The 21,638-nt window shown below is 57.5% G+C and carries 21 protein-coding genes; 9 read left to right on the top strand and 12 right to left on the bottom strand.

From position 1 onward, the window contains the following. Positions 1-25: 25 nt before the first annotated feature. Positions 26-2,392, bottom strand: a complete 2,367-nt coding sequence (locus ACZYTD_RS00180; protein ID WP_463888449.1) for a PilZ domain-containing protein — start codon at positions 2,390-2,392, stop codon at positions 26-28. Positions 2,393-2,487: 95 nt separating this feature from the next. On the opposite strand from ACZYTD_RS00180, the gene radA reads away from it, so the two are divergent. Continuing rightward, a complete protein-coding gene (gene radA, locus ACZYTD_RS00175) occupies positions 2,488-3,852 on the top strand; it encodes a DNA repair protein RadA (RefSeq protein WP_463887631.1) in 1,365 nt (454 codons plus the stop codon). Between the two features lie 75 nt (positions 3,853-3,927). Here radA and ACZYTD_RS00170 read toward each other — a convergent pair whose 3' ends face one another. Beyond that, on the bottom strand, positions 3,928-4,308 hold the full coding sequence (locus ACZYTD_RS00170; RefSeq protein WP_463887629.1) for a PilZ domain-containing protein: 381 nt from the start codon (positions 4,306-4,308) through the stop codon (positions 3,928-3,930). A gap of 129 nt (positions 4,309-4,437) precedes the next feature. Further along, the gene (gene rsd, locus ACZYTD_RS00165) at positions 4,438-4,914 is read right to left on the bottom strand and encodes a sigma D regulator (RefSeq protein ID WP_463887626.1); all 477 of its coding nucleotides are present in this window, start codon (positions 4,912-4,914) and stop codon (positions 4,438-4,440) included. 211 nt (positions 4,915-5,125) lie between these two features. Here rsd and hemE point away from each other — a divergent pair, with 211 nt between their 5' ends. After that, on the top strand, positions 5,126-6,196 hold the full coding sequence (gene hemE / locus ACZYTD_RS00160) for a uroporphyrinogen decarboxylase (RefSeq protein WP_463887624.1): 1,071 nt from the start codon (positions 5,126-5,128) through the stop codon (positions 6,194-6,196). A gap of 85 nt (positions 6,197-6,281) precedes the next feature. Here hemE and ACZYTD_RS00155 read toward each other — a convergent pair whose 3' ends face one another. From ACZYTD_RS00155 to ACZYTD_RS00145, 3 genes are all read right to left on the bottom strand, one after another. Beyond that, positions 6,282-7,682, bottom strand: coding sequence for a peptidoglycan DD-metalloendopeptidase family protein (locus ACZYTD_RS00155; RefSeq protein WP_463887622.1), 1,401 nt, complete (start codon positions 7,680-7,682; stop codon positions 6,282-6,284). 384 nt (positions 7,683-8,066) lie between these two features. Further along, the gene (locus ACZYTD_RS00150; RefSeq protein ID WP_463887620.1) at positions 8,067-8,663 is read right to left on the bottom strand and encodes a uracil-DNA glycosylase family protein; all 597 of its coding nucleotides are present in this window, start codon (positions 8,661-8,663) and stop codon (positions 8,067-8,069) included. A gap of 3 nt (positions 8,664-8,666) precedes the next feature. Then, a complete protein-coding gene (locus ACZYTD_RS00145) occupies positions 8,667-9,611 on the bottom strand; it encodes a D-2-hydroxyacid dehydrogenase (RefSeq protein ID WP_463887617.1) in 945 nt (314 codons plus the stop codon). Between the two features lie 158 nt (positions 9,612-9,769). Here ACZYTD_RS00145 and ACZYTD_RS00140 point away from each other — a divergent pair, with 158 nt between their 5' ends. Then, positions 9,770-10,348: a YjaG family protein gene (locus ACZYTD_RS00140; protein ID WP_463887615.1), complete on the top strand. Its 579-nt coding sequence runs from the start codon at positions 9,770-9,772 to the stop codon at positions 10,346-10,348. A gap of 71 nt (positions 10,349-10,419) precedes the next feature. On the opposite strand, the gene ACZYTD_RS00135 is transcribed toward ACZYTD_RS00140, so the two are convergent. Beyond that, positions 10,420-11,469, bottom strand: coding sequence for a hemolysin family protein (locus ACZYTD_RS00135; protein ID WP_463887612.1), 1,050 nt, complete (start codon positions 11,467-11,469; stop codon positions 10,420-10,422). A gap of 273 nt (positions 11,470-11,742) precedes the next feature. On the opposite strand from ACZYTD_RS00135, the gene ACZYTD_RS00130 reads away from it, so the two are divergent. Beyond that, positions 11,743-12,015 (top strand): HU family DNA-binding protein, encoded by a 273-nt coding sequence (locus ACZYTD_RS00130; protein ID WP_463887609.1) that lies wholly within the window; start codon positions 11,743-11,745, stop codon positions 12,013-12,015. 53 nt (positions 12,016-12,068) lie between these two features. Here ACZYTD_RS00130 and ACZYTD_RS00125 read toward each other — a convergent pair whose 3' ends face one another. Continuing rightward, on the bottom strand, positions 12,069-13,643 hold the full coding sequence (locus ACZYTD_RS00125; protein WP_463887607.1) for a sensor domain-containing diguanylate cyclase: 1,575 nt from the start codon (positions 13,641-13,643) through the stop codon (positions 12,069-12,071). A gap of 160 nt (positions 13,644-13,803) precedes the next feature. Here ACZYTD_RS00125 and ACZYTD_RS00120 point away from each other — a divergent pair, with 160 nt between their 5' ends. Further along, positions 13,804-14,247, top strand: coding sequence for a hypothetical protein (locus ACZYTD_RS00120; protein ID WP_463887604.1), 444 nt, complete (start codon positions 13,804-13,806; stop codon positions 14,245-14,247). 112 nt (positions 14,248-14,359) lie between these two features. Here ACZYTD_RS00120 and ACZYTD_RS00115 read toward each other — a convergent pair whose 3' ends face one another. Next, complete coding sequence (locus ACZYTD_RS00115) at positions 14,360-15,451, bottom strand: cation diffusion facilitator family transporter (RefSeq protein WP_463887602.1); 1,092 nt, start codon at positions 15,449-15,451, stop codon at positions 14,360-14,362. Positions 15,452-15,553: 102 nt separating this feature from the next. Here ACZYTD_RS00115 and ACZYTD_RS00110 point away from each other — a divergent pair, with 102 nt between their 5' ends. Next, entirely contained in the window at positions 15,554-15,823 is a 270-nt protein-coding gene (locus ACZYTD_RS00110) for a metal/formaldehyde-sensitive transcriptional repressor (protein ID WP_463887599.1), read from the top strand. 16 nt (positions 15,824-15,839) lie between these two features. Here the strand turns inward: ACZYTD_RS00110 and ACZYTD_RS00105 are convergent, their stop codons facing one another. After that, on the bottom strand, positions 15,840-16,031 hold the full coding sequence (locus ACZYTD_RS00105; RefSeq protein ID WP_463887596.1) for a CCE_0567 family metalloprotein: 192 nt from the start codon (positions 16,029-16,031) through the stop codon (positions 15,840-15,842). Between the two features lie 509 nt (positions 16,032-16,540). On the opposite strand from ACZYTD_RS00105, the gene gltS reads away from it, so the two are divergent. The 3 genes from gltS to ACZYTD_RS00090 all read left to right on the top strand — a co-directional run bounded on the left by gltS (position 16,541) and on the right by ACZYTD_RS00090 (position 19,801). Then, positions 16,541-17,743 (top strand): sodium/glutamate symporter, encoded by a 1,203-nt coding sequence (gltS, locus tag ACZYTD_RS00100; RefSeq protein ID WP_463887594.1) that lies wholly within the window; start codon positions 16,541-16,543, stop codon positions 17,741-17,743. 29 nt (positions 17,744-17,772) lie between these two features. Then, entirely contained in the window at positions 17,773-18,576 is an 804-nt protein-coding gene (yidA, locus tag ACZYTD_RS00095) for a sugar-phosphatase (protein ID WP_463887591.1), read from the top strand. Between the two features lie 91 nt (positions 18,577-18,667). Beyond that, the gene (locus ACZYTD_RS00090; protein WP_463887589.1) at positions 18,668-19,801 is read left to right on the top strand and encodes a YcbX family protein; all 1,134 of its coding nucleotides are present in this window, start codon (positions 18,668-18,670) and stop codon (positions 19,799-19,801) included. 70 nt (positions 19,802-19,871) lie between these two features. On the opposite strand, the gene ACZYTD_RS00085 is transcribed toward ACZYTD_RS00090, so the two are convergent. Next, entirely contained in the window at positions 19,872-20,111 is a 240-nt protein-coding gene (locus ACZYTD_RS00085) for a DUF2960 domain-containing protein (RefSeq protein WP_463887586.1), read from the bottom strand. 26 nt (positions 20,112-20,137) lie between these two features. Next, positions 20,138-21,580 (bottom strand): VF530 family protein, encoded by a 1,443-nt coding sequence (locus ACZYTD_RS00080; RefSeq protein ID WP_463887583.1) that lies wholly within the window; start codon positions 21,578-21,580, stop codon positions 20,138-20,140. Positions 21,581-21,638: the final 58 nt, after the last annotated feature.

Genomic DNA, 21,638 nt, shown 5'->3' with positions numbered 1-21,638 from the left:
AGGTGCGGGCCATTTTGGTGCTAGGTTATTGACTAAACCCCAGCCGGTAGAGGGTGGCTGGGGTGGTGTCGACCAGATCGCATACTGCCATCACGCTCCAGAGAGTCTCCTCCAGGTGGCGAGCCTTGTGGATAGCGTATTTGGCTATGTAGTCCAGCTCGTTGGCAATGAATTCCACATCTGGCCGCCCGGTGCGGGAGGCAAACAACCGCACCGAAGTAAAGCTGCCCCGGCTCAGGGCCTGTTGCACAAATTGCTTCTTCTCCTTGGTGTCGAGGAAGTCGTGCTCCAGCCGTGAGTCAAACTCCAGGTTACCCTGCTGATCCGTCTTGCGGTAGATGAATACCTCCAGGCTCAGCGGCTTGTCTTCCCGTTGCAGGCGGCGTAGCGGTAGCAGCAGGGCTTCCTTGAGTATGCCCTGCTGGAACAGGGGGGTCAGGTTGAAGGCTTTCTCGGTACTGAGCTCGCTAAACAGCCGCTGCAAACTGCGAGGGCGATCTATGCAGCCCAACGCCCCCAGGCGCGAGCTCTGAGTGCGGCTCAGATAGAGGGGGTAATTGAACAGGTGATGGGTGTAGAGATTGCGCAGGGCGGTGGCCATGCCGCGTAGGCGGCGCAGCTCCTTGGTGGTCTTGAGCTTGTTACTGTTGCTCTCGATAAGCAGATTAAAAAACTTGCGCCCCTCATGATTGACCACATCACCATGAATGCACAGGTGCAGCACGGTGCGAGTGGTGTTGTTGTTGACGACGCGGTAGGGAAGATCCTGCAGATGGAAGCTGCGCGACATCTCTTGCAGCTTGGGCAGGCTGATGCGGATCACCTCTTCACGCTCGCAGGCCATGGGTTGCTCAAGCTCTACCTGTAGCCCTTGGGTGGAGATGTCTCGAGTCCAGCCGATGACAACCTGGCCATTACATTTCACGGCTACCGCCGTCTTGTGCAGATAACGCTGCTCTTTGCGCAATTGAGTGTAGTGCAGCAGCTCCAGCTCAAAACCGGGCACATGGATGGGATGGCCATAGATCTGCAGGCGATTGGGCTGCATGTCGGCAGGGGGGTCGCTCAAGTAGTCCCGTCTTTGACCATCGTCATCTATGGCTTGCAACAGGCCAACATAGCCAATTTTCAACAGCTTATGGCGCAAGATCTCTTCGTAATGGACCTGGATCTGCTTGTCGGCCAGCAGGCTATCAAGCCCGGACTCATCCAGTTGTACCGCCTCCAGATCCAGCTTGAAGACGCGCCAGCTGGGGCGGCAGGCACCGACGGCAAAAAAGAGTTGTTTGAGGCCGCTCTCTTCCAGCTCTTCACGGGTGGCGGAGAAGTAGTAGATATGACTGCGTACCGTGTGGGTGAAGCAGTAGATGAGGGTCTGTTTCAGTGGTCCGGGTTGCGCCAGCAGTTGGCGCATTCTGGTTTCCATAAACAGGCCGGAGAGCATGTCTTCGTTGCGCTCATTGCGCCAATACTCCAGTTCATGCTGGTTGTTCTCGGTGCGTAGCACATGGCGCAGGGTAATGGGTTCATCCAGGCCCGCGTTGAAGAAGAGGGGGAGACCGGTTATCCGCGGCAGGTAGTACTGCTCGTAGCCTTTGACTTCGGCCGAGGAGAGTAGATAGTCGATACTGATGCGGTAGCGCAGCTTGTTGCTATCGATGAACTGTTGGAAGTACTGGTCCAGTTCAGCATTGGCATCCACCCGCAACAGCTTGAGCCAGTGTTTATCATCCCGACTCTCATCCCCCAGTATTTGATAGCTGATGGGGCGTTTGAGCAGAGGAGAGGGACTCTCTTTCTGCAGTCCATCAAAGGTGACCTGGCAGAGTTCGCCCACCTCATAGGCCAGTGGAAAACCGAGCGACAGTTTGACGCCGCCCAAGGAGATGTCCGAGGTCTTGGCCGGATAGGTCGCGCCATTGGCCAGGAGCAGTTTCACCGACGAACTGAAGTGCATGCGCTCCTCGCGCCGACCGTAGTAGCTGGCAAAACGAATGGCATCCACCTCAAAGCGTTTGGGGTTGGAGTGGGGATCTTCTTCTGGCTCATTGGGGGCGTGCTGGCGCAGTTTCTGGGCCTCCAGTACGGCCTCATAAACCCCCATGGTGTAACGGCCGCGATAGAGGTGTAATTGGGTCTGAAACACGTCAATATCCTCCTGGGACATGAAGTGTTGAATACCCGCGTAGATATAGGGAATGCTGGGGTAGCGAGCGCGCATGTCTATGATGCGGATGCAGGGGGCTGATCGGCGCTTGAGTTCCATTTTCAGGAGAAAACGGGTATTGGTGCTCTCGGCATGGGTCAGCCTGGCGAAGAGATCGTCAAAGTCGGGTTCGGCTAATAAGGGGATCAGCTGATCGAGCAGCGGGTGAGGCTTATTGTTGTCCATGCTGGGCGGTACCCGTTCCATGAAGTAATTCTTCTTGTTCTAATGTAATTTACTATATCGGTATTTTCTTTGGTTTCTTAACGAGTTTATGAACTATGGCAAGAAGCAAGGTCGCTTTTGTCTGTAATGAGTGCGGCGCCGAGTATCCGCGCTGGCAAGGGCAGTGTGGGGAGTGCCGGGAGTGGAACACCATTTCCGAGATCCGCCTGACGGCGCCAGTTGCTAAAGGTAGCAGTCGCTTGAGTGGTTATGCGGGTGAACAGAACGCCAAGGTGCAGACCTTGAGTGAGGTCGCCCTGACCGAGATCCCGCGCTTTAGCTCTGGTTTTCGCGAGCTGGATCGGGTGCTAGGGGGCGGGATAGTGCCGGGGTCAGCCATTCTTATCGGCGGCCATCCCGGTGCGGGCAAGAGTACGCTGCTGCTGCAGACCATGTGTCAGTTGGCTGAACGAATGCCTACTCTGTATGTGACCGGTGAAGAGTCGTTGCAGCAGGTGGCCATGCGGGCTGGCAGACTCAATCTGCCCAGTGACAAGCTGCGCATCGTCTCCGAGACTAGCGTGGAGCAGATTTGCCATCTGGCTCAGCAGGAGAAGCCGGCCATCATGGTCATCGACTCCATCCAGGTGATGCATGTGGCGGATATCAGCTCGGCCCCGGGCTCTGTCTCCCAGGTGCGGGAGGGGGCGGCGCAACTGACTCGTTTTGCCAAACAACACCAGGTGGCCATCTTCATGGTGGGTCATGTGACCAAAGATGGCGCCCTGGCGGGCCCCAAGGTACTGGAGCACTGCGTGGACTGCTCCATATTGCTGGAGGGGGACGGGGATTCGCGCTATCGCACTCTGCGTTGTCAGAAGAATCGCTTTGGTGCCGTCAATGAACTGGGGGTTTTTGCCATGACAGCTCAGGGCATGAAGGAGGTGAGCAACCCCTCGGCCATCTTCCTCAACCGGGGCGAGGCCGAAGGTCCTGGCTCTGTGGTAATGGCTATCTGGGAGGGGACCCGTCCCCTGCTGGTTGAGCTGCAGGCGCTGGTGGATTACTCCCAGCTCAACAACCCACGTCGTTTGGCGGTGGGGGCGGAACATAACCGCCTGGCCATGCTGCTGGCTGTACTGCACCGACACGGTGGGGTGCAGATGGCGGATCAAGATGTCTTCGTCAACGTAGTCGGGGGCGTTAAGGTCGAGGAGACCAGCGCCGATCTGCCGCTGATCCTGGCCATGGTGTCGAGTTTTCGTAACCAGGCTCTGGCGCAGGATCTGATTGTCTTCGGTGAGGTGGGGCTCTCCGGCGAGATCCGTCCTGTGCCTTCAGGTCAGGAGCGACTGCAAGAGGCAGTTAAACATGGTTTCCGTCGCGCCATAGTGCCCAAGGGTAACCTGCCCAAACAGGCGATTGTTGGTATGGAGGTAGTGGGGGTCAGCACCCTGGCGGAAGCCTTGGAGCTGCTTTAATGGAATTGCAAAGATAGCCATAAGAGTCTTTGCTCTTATGGCTATCTTTGCATGGGAATATCTGACGCGAGAGTGTCAGTGCTGCTCGTGCTCGATATGGTCCTCTAGCAGATGAGCCAGTTCGCGCTGCAACATATCGGCGTTGCCTACATTGAGCTCAATCAGGCGCTTGAGGTGAGAGGCGCTGTCGATATCGATATGGTGGCAGTAGAGCCCCAGGCGATTGGCGGCTGAGTGGCTGGGCTCAACTTCCATCACTATGTTTATATCGGAATCGGCCAAAGTAAAACTGAGCTCGAAGCGCCCTTCGCTCCCTTCAGGCCAATCGGCAGGACGCTCGACCAACGCACCTTGCAGTGAGAGATCGAGCAGATGGGTGGACCAACTATTCTGCCCTTGGCTCAGCTGTGCCGGCGTTGAGAAGACTACACGAAAAAAGCGGCGTCGTTCTACCATGGTTTCCTCCTGAACTTGTCGCTATTAGTGTAGGTGGCTTATGGCGCCAGGGTAAGTCACTTGCGAAGAAATTGGGCTGCGTCGGGTTAAAAAATGCAGCCCACAAAGATGCGATAGCCTGTGGTTGGCTCAGGCGGCGGGCAGCAGTTCATCCAGCAGGCGCAGAGCCTTCACCAGGCGATCTTCCAGACGGAAGCGCTCCTCAAGTAGCGGCCCAAGCTGATTGAGCTCCGCATCCAGGGTCATCAGCAGCTCGGCATCCTGCACTTCACAGAAGGCGTCAACAAACAGCATCAACTCGGCGGTATTGTGCTCTAGCTTGGGGACGATGCGATTGACCAAGGAGAGGGAGCGGCCACTGGCCTGCTCCATGGCATCGACCACGCATTGATAAATTTCAAAGTGGCCGGCCGAGATGTAATCGACCAAAGACTGACAGAAGTTGCGTACATCGGTACAGGGGGGCAGGCACTTCTGGCGACCATTGCGCTGGCTGATCAGGCTGACATACTGGATCAGCAGATCTTGACGCGCATTGAGCCAGGCATCGATGGCTGTATTCTTGCCTGCCAACTCTTGGCGCGTTTTATCGAGTCTATTGAGCATGTTAGCCTCCAGAGCCAGTGCACTTTAATCCGCTTAATACGATTATAGAATGAGATCTGGCGCCCTGGGTCAATAGGTCTCGGCCCGCTTTCTTCTCGCTCTGTTAACTTGGGCATCGTTTGTTAGCAATATGCTAGCAAAGTGTGAGCAGCAGCCCTCTTGGCAAGATGGTACAATCGCCGCCCTATCCTGTCAGTCGAGTCAGAATCGGATGAGTGCACTCAAAAATGATCGCTATTTAAGGGCCCTGTTACGTCAGCCTGTCGATGTAACGCCGGTTTGGATGATGCGCCAGGCTGGGCGTTATTTGCCTGAATATCGGGCGTTGCGGGCCGAGGCCGGTGACTTCATGTCCTTGTGCCGCAACCCGGAGCTGGCCTGTGAGGTGACGTTACAGCCCCTGCGCCGCTATGAGTTGGATGCGGCCATCCTCTTCTCCGATATCCTGACCATACCCGATGCCATGGGGCTGGGGCTGACCTTTGGTCAGGGTGAAGGTCCGCGCTTTGCCTCCCCCATTCTTTCATTGCGGGATGTACAGCAGTTGCCGATCCCGGATCCGGAAGGAGAGCTGGGTTATGTGATGGATGCGGTGCGCACCATACGCCGGGAATTGAAGGGGAGCGTACCGCTCATCGGCTTCGCCGGTAGCCCCTGGACTCTGGCCACTTACATGGTGGAGGGGGGGAGCTCCAAGACCTTCAGTCGCATCAAGCAGATGATGGTGCGCGAGCCTGAGACCCTGCATGCTTTGCTGGCCCGGCTGGCCGAGAGTGTCATCCTCTATCTCAACGCTCAAATTGCGGCTGGAGCCCAGGCCGTCATGCTGTTTGATACCTGGGGGGGCGTGCTATCAACTCCGGATTATCATGCCTTCTCCCTGGCCTATATGCAGCAGATTGTCACCGGCTTGACGCGGGAGCAGGCTGGGCAGCGGGTGCCCGTGACCCTGTTTACCAAGGGTGGTGGGCAGTGGTTGGAGTCTATGGCCGCCACGGGGTGTGATGCCCTTGGGTTGGATTGGACAGTGGATATGGCGGTGGCTCGGCAGCGGGTGGGCGATAAGGTAGCGCTGCAGGGTAATATGGATCCAGCCATGCTCTATGCACCTCAGCCGCGCCTGGAGCAGGAAGTGGGGCGGATCCTGGCGGAATTTGGCTCAGGCACAGGGCATGTCTTTAATCTGGGGCATGGTATAGCTCAGGATGTGGATCCGGCCCAGCCCAAGCATTTTGTCGATGCGGTACACAGCTTGTCGCGTCCCTATCACTCCGGTTATTAAGTCAGAGTACCGCTCTTGCTGTGCCTCCCAATGCACCATAAAAAAAGCCGACATCTAGTCGGCTTTTTTTATTAGTAGCGTTTGCTTAACCCTGATCAAATTGACGTTTGTACTCGCGCACCTTGGCCAGGAATTGACGTCGCTGCTTGCCGCCCATGCCTTCGTTGACTGGCAGGTCGACCCGCATGGCGTCCACTGGACGGTTATTGATGCGGAACTCATAGTGCAGGTGCGGACCAGTGGAGCGGCCGGTATTACCGGAGAGACCAATCTTGGTACCTTGCTTGATCTTCTGGCCCGGTTTGACCATCAACTTGCTCATGTGCATGTAGACTGTGCTGTACTTGCCATCGTGACGGATCACCACATAGCGACCCAGATCCGGGTGACTTGCGGCCTTCAATACCACGCCATCTCCGGTTGACAGTATGGGCGTACCCACATGTACGGCAAAGTCAGTGCCATTATGGGGTTGGACGCGTCCGGTGACCGGATTCCGACGGCTGGGGCTGAAACTTGAGCTAACCTTACGTACGCTGGGAATGGGGAAACGCATGAAGGTGCCAGTGGTGAAACTGCTGGCCTTCTCATCGTAAAATTTGCCATCCACATTGCGATAGGCGGTCAGTTTACGGCCATTGATGTTGAAGATGACCGCCTGAACCTGGGCGTCTTTGCTATGGGGCTTATCGAACAGTACCCGGAAGCTGTCTCCTTTTTTCAGGTCTCGTCGAAAATCGATGCGGCCCTGAAACAGGCGTGCCACCTTGTGGATCTGGCTATTGGTCAGACCCGCATTGCGGGCACTGATAACAAAAGCGCCATTAATGGTGCCTTTCAGAACCCGGGTAGGGCGAGCCTCAGGCCGGAGCGGTTTGCTCTCTTCCTTGGCGTTACTCTTGGTAGCATCACTCTTCAGATCAATCGGTTTGGCCTGGGCCTTCTCTTGAACCGTGCTCTCTACCTTACTATTGCTGCTGTTTTTGGCGTCAGTTTTGCTATCGACCGCGGTAGATGGCAGCCCTTCACCGTCAATGGCTTCTATGCTGGAGGCAAAGTTATCCCCCTTGCGCAGAAACAAAATACGACGACTCTCATCCAGGGGAATAGTCAGCTGTTGCAGTTCATTCTTGTCATCGATCATGAAGGAGAGCTTCTGTCCGGGACTCAGGCGAATCAGTGAGTTCTGGATGTCGACTTCCAATAACTTGTGCAACGACTTGGCGGGTAAATTCAGGGTGTTGAAGATGACGGAAAGGTTGTCATCGCCTTTGACCACATAATCGAGCCATTGGGGCTCAGGGGCTTCATCTTCCGCTAGCCCATCAATGGGGGCTAATTCATTGCCAACCAGTTCGTGGTCGGGCACGGTCACGAACTCAGTATCGGCAGCTTGGCTGGCCAAAATGGTCGCATCTTCTGAAAGATCGGCGGGCTGTACTGAAATGGGATTGTTAGCGAGCAACTCACTAGGCGCGGGCAGCATAGTGACACTGGCAACAGAGAATCCTGCCAACATGATTATGGCGTACAGGTGCTGTCTTGGAATGGGAGGTTCCCATTCTGCGATTCTGCTCATGGGAGCGAAAAACCGTTTCATCCTGTGTCCCTTCGTATGTTGGAAACCGAAGTTTTATATCATTACCAAACGCAAGGACGAAGCGGATGCCCTCCCTGCGCACTCAAAACCAGATTTGTATCACGGATGCCTGCACCAAACCAAGGATTTTGCCGCCGCGAAGTGCTTTTTAGGCTCTTTTTGCCGGTTTTTTATCCAATTATTCCGCGGGGAGATGGCTCGCATTGCGTAGCAGAATGATCCTGCTTACGACTGATAAGTTGATCAGGCGGCTAAGACTATCTGCTGGTTTTACTCATAAAGCAAGTTGTGTACCCGATTTTGTAGTTCGGGTAACAACTCAAGGAAAAACCAGGGATGGCGTTTCAGCCAGATGCCATTGCGAGGTGAGGGGTGGGGAAGTGGTAGAAAGCGGGGAGCATATTCCCGCCACTGTTGCACCCTCTGAGTCAGAGTCCGTCTGTCTGGCAGATAGGCGGTTTGGGCATATTGGCCTATGAGCAGAGTCAGCTCAATATTGCGAAACAGGGGGAGTAGCTGGGGGTGCCAGCGGGGGGCGCATTCAGGCCGGGGGGGAAGGTCACCCTGTCGGCCTCGTCCGGGATAACAGAATCCCATGGGAATGATGGCGATCCGGCTTTCGTCATAGAAAGTGGTCTCGTCTATCGCCAACCAATCGCGCAACCTGTGGCCGGAGGCGTCATCCCAGGGAATACCGCTCTGGTGAACGCGAAGACCCGGTGCTTGGCCAATGATGAGGATACGGGCCGAGACGGCGCCGCGGATCACGGGGTTGGGGCCCAGAGGCAGGGTGGGAGCGCAGAGCTGGCAGTGACGAATGGTATTCATCAGCCCGGCCAACTCCGCCGATGTCGCTTTCTGGCCCATGGTTCAGTAGCCCTGGCTAAAATCGACTACATGTTCTAAGGGCTCTTCTGATACAAAGCGAACCAGATTGCGTTCGAAGATCTTAAGTACCTGCTCGGGTAGGCTCCAGGCTGAGTTGTGGGGGGTGATGATGAGGTTGGGCAACTGCCAGAGTGGATGGCTGGCGGGTAGCGGCTCCTCCTCAAATACATCCAACACAGCTGCTGCCGGGCGCCCGGCGCGCAGAGCCTCCACCAAGGCTTGAGTGTCGATGGCGCTGCCGCGACCCACATTGAACAGGATGGCGCTGGTTTTACACAGCCCCAACAGCTGGGCATCGAGGAGGTGGTGGGTCTCGCTTGTCGCTGGTAGTACGCTGACGATAACATCGGCCTGGGGCAGGAGCCGAGGTAGGGCGCTGACTTGATAGAGGTCATCAAATCCCGCTACTTCGCGGCCGGAGCGGTTTACTCCCCAGACCTCCATGCCGAATTGTTTGGCGGTTGCCGCCAGATGCTGGCCTATGCTGCCGGTTCCCAGTATCAGTATGCGGCGCTGGCTGAGGGGCACATAGGGGATGGGATGCCACTGTTGCTGGCGTTGCTGCTCCCGATAGAGGGGCAGGTGGCGGGTCAGGCTCAATAGATGGGCAAATACATACTCACTCATCAGCGGGCCGAAGACACCGCGAATATTGGTGAGCAGATAGTCATGGCGCAGATCAGGCGCCAATAGGCAGTCGATGCCGGCAAAGGTGGATTGAGCCCAGCGCAGGCGCGTAGCCTTTGGCAGTATGGCGGCGATACGCTCCGGTTCGCCGAGCACTATGTCGGCTTGCGGAGCCAGGATCCGGGCGGTGGCGGCATCATCGGCACGCAACAGGCGCAGGGCTACCGGGGGTTTCTGTCGCAACAGGCTCTGGTAGAGCTCGTTGTCGCGGCTGGTGAGTAGTAGGGTTGGGGGTTGCATAGTAGCCTCCTGAGCGGTAGCGACAGCATACAGCTGACCGATCGGCCAACATCTCCTTATTTGAATGTACTCAGCCTGCTGGCGATTGCCAGTCAAAGAGTGCATGAAAAGAGGAGTCGACATACAATAAGCAGCTGATGACTCAAGGGAGAGTTCGCGTGTTTGGTGATAAATTTTACAAGCGATTGAATAAGCTGATGCCTTGGCAACAGACGGTTTTTGCTCTGGCGCTGGCGGAGCGTATGTCTCCTAATTATTATCTCTATGCCGAGAGCTCGGGGCAGGGCGATGCGGCGGCGTTTCGTCAGGCGCTGGATACCCTGTGGGACTATCTGACCCATAAGAGCTCGCGGGTGGATTTATCGGCGGTGCTGGAGAGTTTTGAGCCGCAGATCCCTAATCCGGTACCGGAAGGCAACTATGGAGCCTACCCGGCTCTGGATGCCTGCGTGGCCTTGGGATGTGCCTATAATTCGGTGATCTGTCGCATAGGTGAAGAATCAGAAGAGGCCAGTAATGCCTCAATAGGTTCGGTGGCGGGCTTCATCGAGATGACCGAAGAGCGTGAATTCAGTGATGAGGAGCTCTACGAGCAAGAGCTGATGCAGAGCGAGATGGAGTTTCAGGTTGAGCTGCTCAATCAGGTGGATCAGCCGCGGGATCCGGCCCAGATTCTGGCCATCCGCGAACTGGCGGCCCAAGGTGGGGTATCCAATCTGGGGATCAGCCTGGAATAGGCTATTGCACTACTCCACGATTGGCGGGGACGTGTGGGGCGGCTGGGTTACCTCTCATTGCCCCGCACCGGTTAATCCTCGCTTAGATGAATGCCATGCTCCTGAATGCGTTTTTGCCAGAGCTGGCGCGCCAGCTTTTGCATATCCACAGCCGCATCTCCCTCTTCGACTATCTCCAGACCGAGTAGGGTTTCGATAAGATCTTCCATAGTCACCAAGCCTTCGACCTCACCATACTCATTGACGACCAACGACATCACCTCTCGCCTGAGCAGCAGATCTTGCTGCAACATGGGTAGACGTACCGTATCCGGCACTACCAGCAAGGGCTTCATGCAGTGGCGCAGCGGCAGTTGGGGGTCTTGCTGCAGATGGGTCAGCAACAGCTCCTGCTTGGCCACGTAGCCTATGATGTTCTCCTTCTCCTCCTCGTAGAGCGGGATGCGGGAGAAGGGGGCGGTGCCATGGTTGGCCACATAGTCGCACAGGGGCATATCGGCGGGCAGGCTGAAGATGACGGTCCGGGGTGTCATCACATCCTGGGCCTTGAGCTGATTGAAACGCAACAGGTTGTGAATCGCCTGGTTTTCCTGTTCATCCAACTCACCGGCAATCTCACCCAGCTGGCTCATGGCCGCCAGTTCATCGCGAATGTGGCTGGGGCGTGATTCGGGACTAAGGTGGCGGGTCATCAGACGCGAAAGCGCGACGAAGGGGGTAAACAGCCAGATCAGGATCTCCAGCGGGCGCCCTATGCTAGGCGCCAGTTCGCGCCAATAGCTGGTGCCTATGTTTTTGGGGAGCAGTTCGGTAAAAACCAAAATGAGCAGCGTCATGATGGCGGAGGCGAGCCCGACAGAGCGGCTGCCGAAGAGCTGGCTGGCTTGAGCGCCGACTCCGGCAGCCCCGACCGTATGGGCCAGGGTGTTGAGGGTCAAAATGGCGGCCAGCGGTCGGTCCAGATGCAGCTTGAGTCGCTGCAGGCGCCCGGCGCGGATGGGCTGCTGCTGACTGAGCTGCTGGATATAGCTGGGCGTGGTGCTGAGCAAGACGGCTTCCCACAGTGAGCAGATAAAAGAGAAGAATAGAGCGAGTAGGCCATAGCCTAGTAGTAGCAACATGATGGCCCCCGACAAAGCTCCTGGTGTCCCGCAGATCTGCTGTTTTAAGCATGGGTCTCTCTAGGTCAATGATAGCGCTTTCCTATGCCTGGCTGCGTGGTTCCGCGCCCAGATGCCCCCCCCAGTGACTGATAAGTGTGAAGCAATAGGCAGTTCTTGCCGAAAAGCTGGGCAATCGCGGATGCCATCAGGATAAAGCCTTTGCTTGAGCCTAAATTTTTGACTAGATTGGTGCCGGATTTTTAATTGGCGCCTAATGAAAAAGGATTGTCTATGAACAAAACTGAACTTGTCGATGCGATTGCAGCCAAGGCTGATATGAGCAAAGCCCAGGCCAAAGTTGCACTGGAAGAAATTCTGAACACCATTACTCAAAGCTTGAAGGAAGGTGATCAGGTTCAGTTGGTTGGCTTCGGTACTTTCAAGGTTAACCATCGTGCAGGTCGTACTGGTCGCAATCCACAGACTGGTGCTGAGATCACTATTGCTCCGTCCAATGTGCCTGCATTCGTTGCTGGTAAGGCGCTGAAGGATGCAGTGAAGTAATCTGCTTCACTCTGACAAAAACCCGGCCTTGGCGCCGGGTTTTTTATTGCCGCTTATCCGCCAGAGGATTCCAGGGAGGGGCTCAATATGACGCGATTTCGCCCCTGTGACTTGGCGAGATAGAGGGCCTCATCTGCTCGTTTGAGTAGCTGACTCAGTACCTCTTGCCCCTGATAACAGGCGATCCCGGCGCTGATCGTCAGATCGATGCGCAAGTTCGGCTCGAGCAGCGGGTGCTGGCCTATCAATTCACGACAGGCTTCGGCGACATGACGGGCTTCAGACTCTTTGGCGGTAGGCAGTATGATCAGGAACTCTTCACCCCCCAAGCGGACGAGCAAATCGCCGCTGCGTAGTCGTTGTTGCAGTATGCCAGAGAGGTGCTGCAGCACTCTGTCTCCGGCATCGTGGCCAAACTGGTCATTGACCCGCTTAAAGTGATCAATGTCGATCAGGATCAGGCTCAAGCTCTGTTGCAGTATCTGGGCTTTGTGTATGAGCCGGGGCAGGGTGAGTTCCATCTGTCGGCGATTGGCGCAGCCAGTCAGCGGATCAGTGTAGGCCATCTGCTCTAATTGATTGTTGAGTGCTTGCAGTTGGTTGTTGGTTTCGGCCATGTAGCGCCTATGTTCCCGCTGGCGCGACCAGTCAAGATGGCTGAGCAGCAGGGCCCAGGAGATGGCGCATCCGAGCAGACTAAAGAGCAATATGATGGTCGACCTGTGGGACAGGAGCCACATCAGGTTGCTGGCATCTTGCAGACCATGGAGGGTGAAGCCCTCCGTGGTGGCGTCCAGGTGTTGCAGCAAGATAGGGTTACCTGGGCTACTCAAGTCGTAGAGGCCATAGCTCGCGGCAACAAGCTGTAGCGGCAGAGGTTGGAAACTCTCGCGTTGATAGTGGGCTTGCCTGGCATCGGGCGATAGCTGGGTAACGTTAGAGTTGGGAAGCGTGCGGTAGATGAACTCCGGCTCCGTCGCCATGATGACCACCCCATGCTCATCGCTGACCAGGGTGTGATGAGTGGTTATCTGTTCGGAGATGTCATGAAGGGATTGCTTGGCCACTATGACCCCCATGATGCCCCAGGGTCCCTGAATGGGATAAGAAAAGTAGAGGCCGGGTTGCCCCTTTTTTCGTCCCACGGCAAATTGTCGTGCCGGATGTCCTGCTACGGCCTGCTGAAAGTAGAAGCGGTCGGAGAAGTTCTTTCCCAGCAGACCCGACTTTTCCGCGTAGTCGCTACTGGCAATGACGTTGCCCTGTATATCCATGACCCAGAGCAGATCCAGGCTGAACTCCCGGGCAAAGGAGGCCAAATAGTGGTTAAGCGTCTGAGCCTGTGCCGGGGAGCGTTGGGCTTGCCTGCTGATATCCAGCTCGGCAATGACTCGGGGGATCCCTTCTAGCTGCAGGAATAGGCGCTGCAGATTAAGCCGGCTCAGCTGCAAATCCTGTTGGGAGTGATTTTGCAGGCGCAGGTACTCATCGTTGATTTTTTGCTGCTGCCAGCGTTGAGCCAACATGCCACTCAGTAGGGTCGCGAAGAGAATGACGAGCCAATACCTCCACCCCAAGGCTCGGGATCTGAACCAGTGATTGATGTGGTTGAGATTCATCCTGTTCATCGTCCGCACTCCCCGTGTCTCGATGATGAAGGTTTGACCAATGAGGAAGTATGCCTGTTGTTGTGGGATTTGGCATCCATCAATAGCCTACAGCCCTGTTGTTGCCCTCGGCCTGGGCCCCCTCTAGTATGAATGGAGATAACGCACTGGGGAGCGGGCTATGGATAGTCATGGTCGTTTAGAGATACAGACCCAAGGGCATCTGCTCTGGATCCGGGTGCAAGGGGGGATCAACTATGAATTTGCCTGTCGTTACCGTGATGAGGTCATGGCTGCGGTGCTCAGCCTGCCACCAGGCCCCTGGGTTCGAGTGACCGATATTCGGCAATGGGAACTGGGTGGGCCCGAGATTATCCTGCCACTCCATGAGCTGATGGTGTGGTGCGAGGCTCGGCAGTTGGCGCACAGCATCAATATTGTCTCCCTACTCAATCTGCAAAAGCACATGCTCGATGCCATGATGACAGATGTGGCCCGGCACTCCTTGCGTCATCTGACCCAGCAAATTCCCGAAACTTTGACTCTGGTTAAGCAGTTGCTGCCGGAGTTTGACGCTGTGGCTGTGATTGAGCACTTCTATCAGAACGAGTGTTTATCGCGCTAGGGGGCACCAGGGTCGAGTTATGCCCGGACTCTCAGGGAGGGCGGCCTATCCGGCTAAGGGATGCCAGGCTAAGTTAACGGGCCCAGGGCATGGTCACGCCCCGGGCCGCTTACTAGCCTCGTTCTATGGTCAAGTGGGCCAGTTCGCGCAGCTGCTCCAGCTGTTGGCGGAACTCGTTCAGTTGGTTCTCGTCACTGTTTTTTAGCCCGACTATGGCGGCGTAGCGACCCTCACCGATGCGCCATACATGCAGATCATCCACAGTTAGCTGCTGGCGCAGGGCCAGGGTACGGATCTGCTCGCTAAGCCCACCTTCACTATCGGCATCGATCAAGATGCGTGAGGTTTCCACCAGCAGCCCCTTGGCCCACACCAGGATCACGACCCCACCCACCAGCCCCATCAAGGGGTCTAACCAGGCCGCGCCCCACAGCATGCCCCCCAGCAGCGCGACAATGGCGAGCACAGAGGTGGCCGCATCGGTCAGCACATGGATATAGGCCGCACGCTTGTTCAGATCATGATGCGGGTGGCTAGCGTCGTGAGATCCGTGGTCATGTTTGTGATGCTCATGCTGGTGATGGCACGGTTCATGATGGTCATGGTCATGGTCATGGTCATGGTCATGGTCATGGTCATGATGGTCGTGGTCGTGGTCGTGGTCGTGATGGTCGTGATGGTCGTGATGGTCGTGATGAGGGTGATCATGATGCCCATGGCTGTGACCCGGGCCATGGGTGTGGCCGTCGGCGCCTAGCAACCAGGCACTGAATAGATTAACGGCCAAACCCACCACGGCGACGAGCATGGACTCGCCATAATGAATGGTGCCGGGGTTAAACAGGCGCCCAAATGATTCCCATAGCATGGAGCCGGCCACGGCGGTGAGGATCAGGGCGCTGGTATAGGCGCCGAGTATCTCTATCTTCCAGGTGCCAAAGGCAAAGCGGTGATCTCCGGCAAAATGGCGCGAGAGGCGGTAGGCCAGCAGTGAGACCCCCAGCGCCATGGCATGAGTGCTCATGTGCCAGCCATCGGCCAGCAGGGCCATGGAGTGATAACGCCAACCGGCGCCGATCTCGATCACCATCATGGTGATAGTGAGGAGCACGACCCAGGCGATGCGTTGTTCACTGCCTTGGGCGGGTCGATGAAAGGCCTGGGCTTGGCCGCAGGTCAGGCTGGTGAGGGGTGTGGTCGACATGGTTATCTCGCTTTGGCACTATTTTTCGGAATATACTCCCCCCCAGTATGTTTCGGCAAGCCTACTGGGCAGGATAATGGGAATAATTCCCAAGGAGTTGTTATGAGTCATACCCAGAAAGAGAAGCGAGCCCTGCTCAACCGTGTGCGACGGTTGCGCGGTCAACTCGAGGGCCTGGAGCGGGCCCTCAATGATGAGGTGGGCTGCTACCAGATACTGCAGCAGATCACCGCGGTGCGGGGCGCCGTCAATGGCCTGATGGGGCAGGTGCTCGAGGGGCATATTCGGGAGCATATGCAGCCCATGGTCGGGGATGAGGAACCCGAGGCCACCGAGGGGCTGATCAAGGTGCTGCGCTCTTATCTGAAATAGGTGAGAGCGATAGCCACTACAGCCCTTGCTCCTTACGGAAGGCTTCGGCTTTTTCCACCGCAGCCACCAGTTGGGCGCTGAGTTCGGGCAGGCGGTCATACTCCTGCCACAGGCTCTCTTCCACCACATCGTGAATGGCTCCCGCCAATTCGGTGGCTAGCCGCCGCAGTTTTGCCAGCTCTTTTTTCTGGGTTTGTGGCTCAGTCATGTTCCCTCCTGGTCATGCGTTATCTCTCCTTCACCCTTGCAGTAAACAGGCCGGGGCTAAAAATAAGTAACCATTTGTTTTTAAATAGAAAAGATTTAAGAGGGGCCTGTAGCAATAGTGACAAGGCAATGCAGCGCTCACCAGAGGTTAATCTGGTATTGAAGAAAAAATAAGCCGGATAAACCTATAAAGTGTCATTTTTGTGTCTCATATGCTACTTTATCTTCATAAAGACGCTGTTCGTATCGCTTTGGTCATGGCGGCTTTCTCGCAAACAGGGCGGACGCCCGGTGGTGAGCCAGACCGTCAGCGCCCCTCGGTGGGGCTTTTGCGGGTCTGTCTGATGTCACTCTCTGCGACTAGATCGGCCCACCTGGAAAGGGGTGAACCGCTCTTATCAACAAGGGGTTACGGCCTTTGGCTGTGCCCACTCTCTGGTCTGCTTGCTGCAGGCCCACCCACATCGGTGATCTGCTTTATTGCCGCTGCTCAATGATTTGGGAGGAATCATGCTACAACTCGATTTTTACGGCACCCTGGTGGCTGCTACTTTGGTGTTGCTACTGGGTCGCGCCCTGGTCAATCGCATCGGTTGGTTGCGAACTTACAGCATCCCTAAGCCAGTGGCCGGGGGCTTGCTGGTCGCCCTGCTGCAGTTGGCTCTCTATCTGTTAACGGGGCAGGCATTGAAGTTTGATGCGTCACTGCAAACCCCTCTGATGTTGGCCTTCTTTGCCACCATAGGTCTCAATGCTGACTTCGCCAGCCTGCGACGTGGGGGGCGCAGTGTGTTTATCTTCCTTGGGGTGGTAACAGGCTTGCTGCTGATGCAAAACACGCTGGGGGTCGTTCTGGCTACGTTACTGGGGCTGGATCCGCATATGGGCTTGTTGGCGGGTTCGATCACCCTCTCCGGCGGTCACGGTACTGGCGCCGCCTGGGGCAGTACGTTTGTCGAGCAGTATGGTCTGACTTCGGCCCCCGAGCTGGCCATGGCCTGTGCTACCTTCGGGCTGATCTTGGGGGGGCTGATAGGTGGGCCCGTGGCCCGTAAGCTGGTGAAGCGGGTGACTGTGCCTGGTGCGGAACACAATGATGATAGCCAGCCCCAAGGTTTTGAATCGCCGGATACCTCACGCCCCATCACGGCATTTTCGCTGATCGAGACCCTGGCCCTCATTTCGGTGAGTCTGCTGTTTGGCAACTATCTGTTCGTGTGGCTCCAGGGGAGTGCCCTGGAGTTACCCACTTTCGTTTGTGTGCTGTTTGTCGGGGTATTGCTGCGTAATCTGCTGACCCTGTTGCGATGGCATGAGGTGGGTGAGCGGGAGGTCTCTTTGCTGGGGAACGTCAGCCTCTCCCTGTTTCTGGCCATTGCGCTCATGTCACTGCGCCTCTGGGAGCTGGCCTCGCTGGCGTTGCCCATGCTGGTGTTGTTGCTGGCTCAGACTCTGGCCATGGCCCTCTATGCCTATTTCGTCACCTTCCGCGTGATGGGGGGGAATTATGATGCTGCCGTGCTGGCGGCGGGGCACTGTGGGTTTGGCTTAGGGGCGACGCCGACGGCAATTGCCAACATGCAGGCCATCACCCAGCGCTTTGGCCCCTCACACCTGGCGTTTCTGGTGGTCCCCATGGTTGGCGCCTTCTTTATCGACATTCTCAATGCTTTTATCATCAAGCTGTTTCTGGCGTTGCCTTGGCTGGCCTAGGTCACGGGCGCTCATTAGAGGAGGATCAGATGTACAAACTGCTTGCCCTGGATATGGATGGCACCCTGTTGCGGGAAGATGGCACCCTATCGCCGCGCAACCAAGAGGCCATCGCGGCGGCGCGGGCCAAGGGAGTCTCTGTGGTGCTGGCCTCCGGGCGTCCGTTGGCGGGTATGGAACCGTTTCTGCAGGCCCTTGGATTAACCTCGGCCGAGGATTATGTGCTCAGCTATAACGGTGCCCTGGTGCAGAATGTGGGCACCAGGCAGGTGCTCAGTCGCCGCCAATTAACCGGGTTGGATGTGCGTGAGCTCTACGCTCTGGGTCAGGCACTGGAGGTCAATCTGCACGCCTTCTGCGCCGCGCAGGGGCTCATTGCCCCCCGCAACAGCCCCTATACTGAGCGGGAGCGGGCTGTTAACGACGTGACCTTGACGCTGCTGGACTTTGCCACCCTGGATCCGGCTGCGGCGATCCTGAAGGTGATGATGGTGGATGAACCTGGGCAACTGAGTCGAGCCATAGCCCGCTTGCCCGTCGAGCTCTACACCCGATTTACCGTGGTGCAGAGTACCCCCTACTTCCTCGAGTTTCTGCACCCCGAGTGCAACAAAGGGCGTGGTGTGGCGGCGCTGGCCGCTCATCTTGGGCTGGCTGCCGAGGCCGTCATCTGTGTCGGTGATGCCGGCAATGACAAGCATATGCTGGAGTTCGCTGGGCTCGGGGTGGCCATGGGCAATGCCACGGCCGAACTCAAGGCGCTGGCCGATCACATCACGCTCAGCAATGATGAAGATGGCGTGGCCCACGTCATAGAGCAGTTTATTCTCTAGTGAGCCGGTTTTTCTCCTGACTTGAGCCTGCCAAGCGGGCGGGGTAAAGTGTCTGCCGCTTATTATGGACATAGCTAAAGAGGAGATCGCCATGGCTACGCTCGCATCCGTGTATCGTTACCCCATCAAGTCTTGTCTGCCCATAGCCGAGAGTCGCTGCCAGGTGACGAGTGAAGGGCTGGCGGGGGACCGGCGTTACATGGTGGTGAGGCCGGATGGCCAGTTTATCACGGCGCGTACTCACCCCCAGTTGCAGCGGGTGAGTGTCAGCCTGCACCCCCAGGGTCTGACTCTGCAGGCGCCCGGCATGCCTGAGCTGGAGATTTGTCAGCGGCAATTTAGCGGTGAGCCGGTGGCGACGGCCGTCTGGAGTGACAGCTTTACGGCGCCGGCCACTCATGGCGACTATGATGCCTGGTTCACTGCGCTGTTGGGCGAGCCCGCGCGTCTGCTCTGGTTGGGGGAGACCTCACCTCGCTATCGTCAGAAGCTGGGGCAGCGAGTCAGTTTTGCGGATGGTTACCCCCTGCTGCTGCTCACCTCCGCCTCCTTGGCCGATCTCAATCGACGCACACCTGAGCCTCAGCAGATGAGCCAGTTTCGCCCCAACCTGGTGGTGAGTGGCACCCTGCCATTTGCCGAGGATGGCTGGCAGCGCATCCGTATCGGTGAGGTGGAGTTTCAGGTGGCCAAGCCCTGTAGCCGTTGCGTAATGACCACCCTCAATCCAGAGCAGGGTGAGTACCATCCGGGGCGCGAGCCCTTGGCTACGTTGGCTACCTATCGGATGGGGGCGGATGGCGAGATCTATTTTGGTCAGAACCTGATCCCCCTGAATGAGGGGTGGCTAGCCGCCGGGGATCCAGTCGAGGTGTTACAGATGCAGGAACCACCACACTATGCGCCACGGCCTCGCCAACCCGCTACCGCATCTGAACCGGTTGCGGCGCTTGAGAGTCGGGCGGGTACGAGTTTTCGCATACAGCGTGGTGAGCAGCATTTTCAGGCCGATGGTGAACGCCCCCTGCTGATCCAGGCGGAAGCGGCGGGGCTGAGTTGGCCCCATGCCTGTCGTGCGGGCCTGTGCGGCCGCTGCAAGAGTACCTTGCTCTCAGGTCAGGTGGTGCAGCCCGAAACGCCGGGCTTGAGTGCCACTGCCCGCGAAGAGGGGTCTATCCTCACCTGTTGCGCCATTCCCCGTAGCGATCTGTTGCTGGCGCCCTGATAAAGAACAGGCCACCGCTAAGGGTGGCCTGGTGCTGGGGGGCTGCTGCCCGAGCGGGCTTAAGTCAGCCCTACTCCTTGATCACTTCTATGCTATCGAAGCCAAAACTCAGGAATTCGTTATCCCTGTGATCCTTCAGCGCATTCTTGTCGCGAGTGAGGGCGGCGATCTGCTTTTCCATGGCCAGAAAGCGGGTCAGGTCTACGCCTTCAGCCGCGGCTATGGCTTCATAGATGTCGTGATACTTGTCATTGGCAAAGTTGATGAGCTTGCTTTGCCCCTTGAAGCTGTACTTGATTTTTAGTGCCATATGGCCCTCTTTCATCCGTTGCCGGTTTATTCGTTCTCTTGCTTTTTCTTCTTGCCCCATGGAGAGACAGCTGCGCCTGCCGGACTGGCGGGACGTGGTGCTCTATCCCCAGCGCTGCCGCGCGGCTGGCCGTGACCATGCTGCTCGCGGCCATGCTGACGTTCACCTGAGCGGTTAAAGGGGCGCTCACCCTGGGGACGGTCGCCTTGGGGGCGGCTGTAGCCGCGCTCACCCTGAGGACGGTCGCCTTGGGGACGGCTGTAGCTGCGCTCACCCTGAGGACGGTCGCCTTGGGGGCGGTTGTAGCTGCGCTCACCCTGAGGACGGTCGCCTTGGGGACGGCTGTAGCTGCGCTCACCCTGAGGACGGTCGCCTTGCGGGCGGCTGTAGCTGCGCTCACCCTGAGGACGGTCGCCTTGCGGGCGGCTGTAGCTGCGCTCACCCTGAGGACGGTCGCCTTGGGGGCGGCTGTAGCTGCGCTCACCCTGAGGACGATCGCCTTGGGGGCGGCTGTAGCCGCGCTCACCCTGAGGACGGTCGCCTTGCGGGCGACTGTAGCCGCGCTCGCCCTGAGGACGATCGCCTTGCGGGCGGCTGTAGCCGCGCTCACCCTGAGGACGGTCGCCTTGGGGGCGGCTGTAGCTGCGCTCACCCTGAGGACGGTCGCCTTGCGGGCGACTGTAGCCGCGCTCACCCTGAGGACGGTCGCCTTGCGGGCGGCTGTAGCTGCGCTCGCCCTGAGGACGGTCGCCTTGCGGGCGACTGTAGCCGCGCTCGCCCTGAGGACGATCGCCTTGCGGGCGACTGTAGCTGCGTTCGCCCTGAGGACGGTCGCCTTGCGGGCGGTTGTAGCTGCGATCACCCTGAGGGCGGTCGGCGCGATTGAAGTTACGTTCGCCTTGGGGGCGGTCGGCGCGGTTGAAGTTGCGCTCACCTTGAGGACGGTCACCTCGGCTGAAGTTGCGCTCACCTTGAGGACGGTCACCTCGGCTGAAGTTGCGCTCGCCTTGGGGACGGTCACCCCGGCTGAAGTTGCGCTCGCCTTGAGGACGGTCACCCCGGCTGAAGTTGCGCTCGCCTTGAGGACGATCGACGTAGCTGGTCGGGCGCTCGCCATCCGGGCGTGGATCCCTATCTGTGCCGTAACCTTGACGAGCCTGGCGTTCACCGCGCGGCTTGCCGCTGGCTTGTGGACGACTGAGAACCTTGCGCGGTTCATCAGAGGCCTCGGCAGTAGCATTGGCCAGGCTGCTGTCTTGACTGGCCAGATAGAGTGCTTCCACCTTCTGCCGAGCCCAGGAGGTGCGGCGCAGGAAACTCAGACTGGATTTAACGCTGGGTTCATGGGTAAAGCAATTAATGGGCAACCGCTCCGCCAGACCCTGCCAGCCATAGAGAGTGACCAGTTGAGAGAGCAGACTCTCCAGCGTGATGCCGTGCAGTGGGTTATTATCTTGTCTATCGCTCATAGAATGCCTGATGGTGTGGCTGGAGGGGGCGCAGGCTGGCGTTTGGATAAACGGCGGC

This window comes from Pseudaeromonas sp. HNCC25DJ180 (assembly GCF_055413345.1).
Note: the sequence above shows the minus strand (reverse complement) of the source record. Positions and strands in the feature narration are given on the sequence as shown.

Coding starts and splice junctions, on each gene's coding strand:
- ACZYTD_RS00080 (WP_463887583.1), bottom strand. CDS start 21,580: ATGAGCGATAGACAAGATAATAACCCACTGCACGGCATCACGCTGGAG.
- hemE (WP_463887624.1), top strand. CDS start 5,126: ATGAGTGCACTCAAAAATGATCGCTATTTAAGGGCCCTGTTACGTCAG.
- ACZYTD_RS00180 (WP_463888449.1), bottom strand. CDS start 2,392: ATGGACAACAATAAGCCTCACCCGCTGCTCGATCAGCTGATCCCCTTA.
- ACZYTD_RS00135 (WP_463887612.1), bottom strand. CDS start 11,469: ATGTTGCTACTACTAGGCTATGGCCTACTCGCTCTATTCTTCTCTTTT.
- ACZYTD_RS00120 (WP_463887604.1), top strand. CDS start 13,804: ATGGATAGTCATGGTCGTTTAGAGATACAGACCCAAGGGCATCTGCTC.
- ACZYTD_RS00170 (WP_463887629.1), bottom strand. CDS start 4,308: ATGGTAGAACGACGCCGCTTTTTTCGTGTAGTCTTCTCAACGCCGGCA.
- yidA (WP_463887591.1), top strand. CDS start 17,773: ATGTACAAACTGCTTGCCCTGGATATGGATGGCACCCTGTTGCGGGAA.
- ACZYTD_RS00125 (WP_463887607.1), bottom strand. CDS start 13,643: ATGAACAGGATGAATCTCAACCACATCAATCACTGGTTCAGATCCCGA.
- ACZYTD_RS00085 (WP_463887586.1), bottom strand. CDS start 20,111: ATGGCACTAAAAATCAAGTACAGCTTCAAGGGGCAAAGCAAGCTCATC.
- ACZYTD_RS00105 (WP_463887596.1), bottom strand. CDS start 16,031: ATGACTGAGCCACAAACCCAGAAAAAAGAGCTGGCAAAACTGCGGCGG.
- ACZYTD_RS00090 (WP_463887589.1), top strand. CDS start 18,668: ATGGCTACGCTCGCATCCGTGTATCGTTACCCCATCAAGTCTTGTCTG.
- ACZYTD_RS00110 (WP_463887599.1), top strand. CDS start 15,554: ATGAGTCATACCCAGAAAGAGAAGCGAGCCCTGCTCAACCGTGTGCGA.
- ACZYTD_RS00145 (WP_463887617.1), bottom strand. CDS start 9,611: ATGCAACCCCCAACCCTACTACTCACCAGCCGCGACAACGAGCTCTAC.
- rsd (WP_463887626.1), bottom strand. CDS start 4,914: ATGCTCAATAGACTCGATAAAACGCGCCAAGAGTTGGCAGGCAAGAAT.
- ACZYTD_RS00130 (WP_463887609.1), top strand. CDS start 11,743: ATGAACAAAACTGAACTTGTCGATGCGATTGCAGCCAAGGCTGATATG.
- radA (WP_463887631.1), top strand. CDS start 2,488: ATGGCAAGAAGCAAGGTCGCTTTTGTCTGTAATGAGTGCGGCGCCGAG.
- ACZYTD_RS00155 (WP_463887622.1), bottom strand. CDS start 7,682: ATGCTGCCCGCGCCTAGTGAGTTGCTCGCTAACAATCCCATTTCAGTA.
- ACZYTD_RS00150 (WP_463887620.1), bottom strand. CDS start 8,663: ATGGGCCAGAAAGCGACATCGGCGGAGTTGGCCGGGCTGATGAATACC.
- ACZYTD_RS00115 (WP_463887602.1), bottom strand. CDS start 15,451: ATGTCGACCACACCCCTCACCAGCCTGACCTGCGGCCAAGCCCAGGCC.
- gltS (WP_463887594.1), top strand. CDS start 16,541: ATGCTACAACTCGATTTTTACGGCACCCTGGTGGCTGCTACTTTGGTG.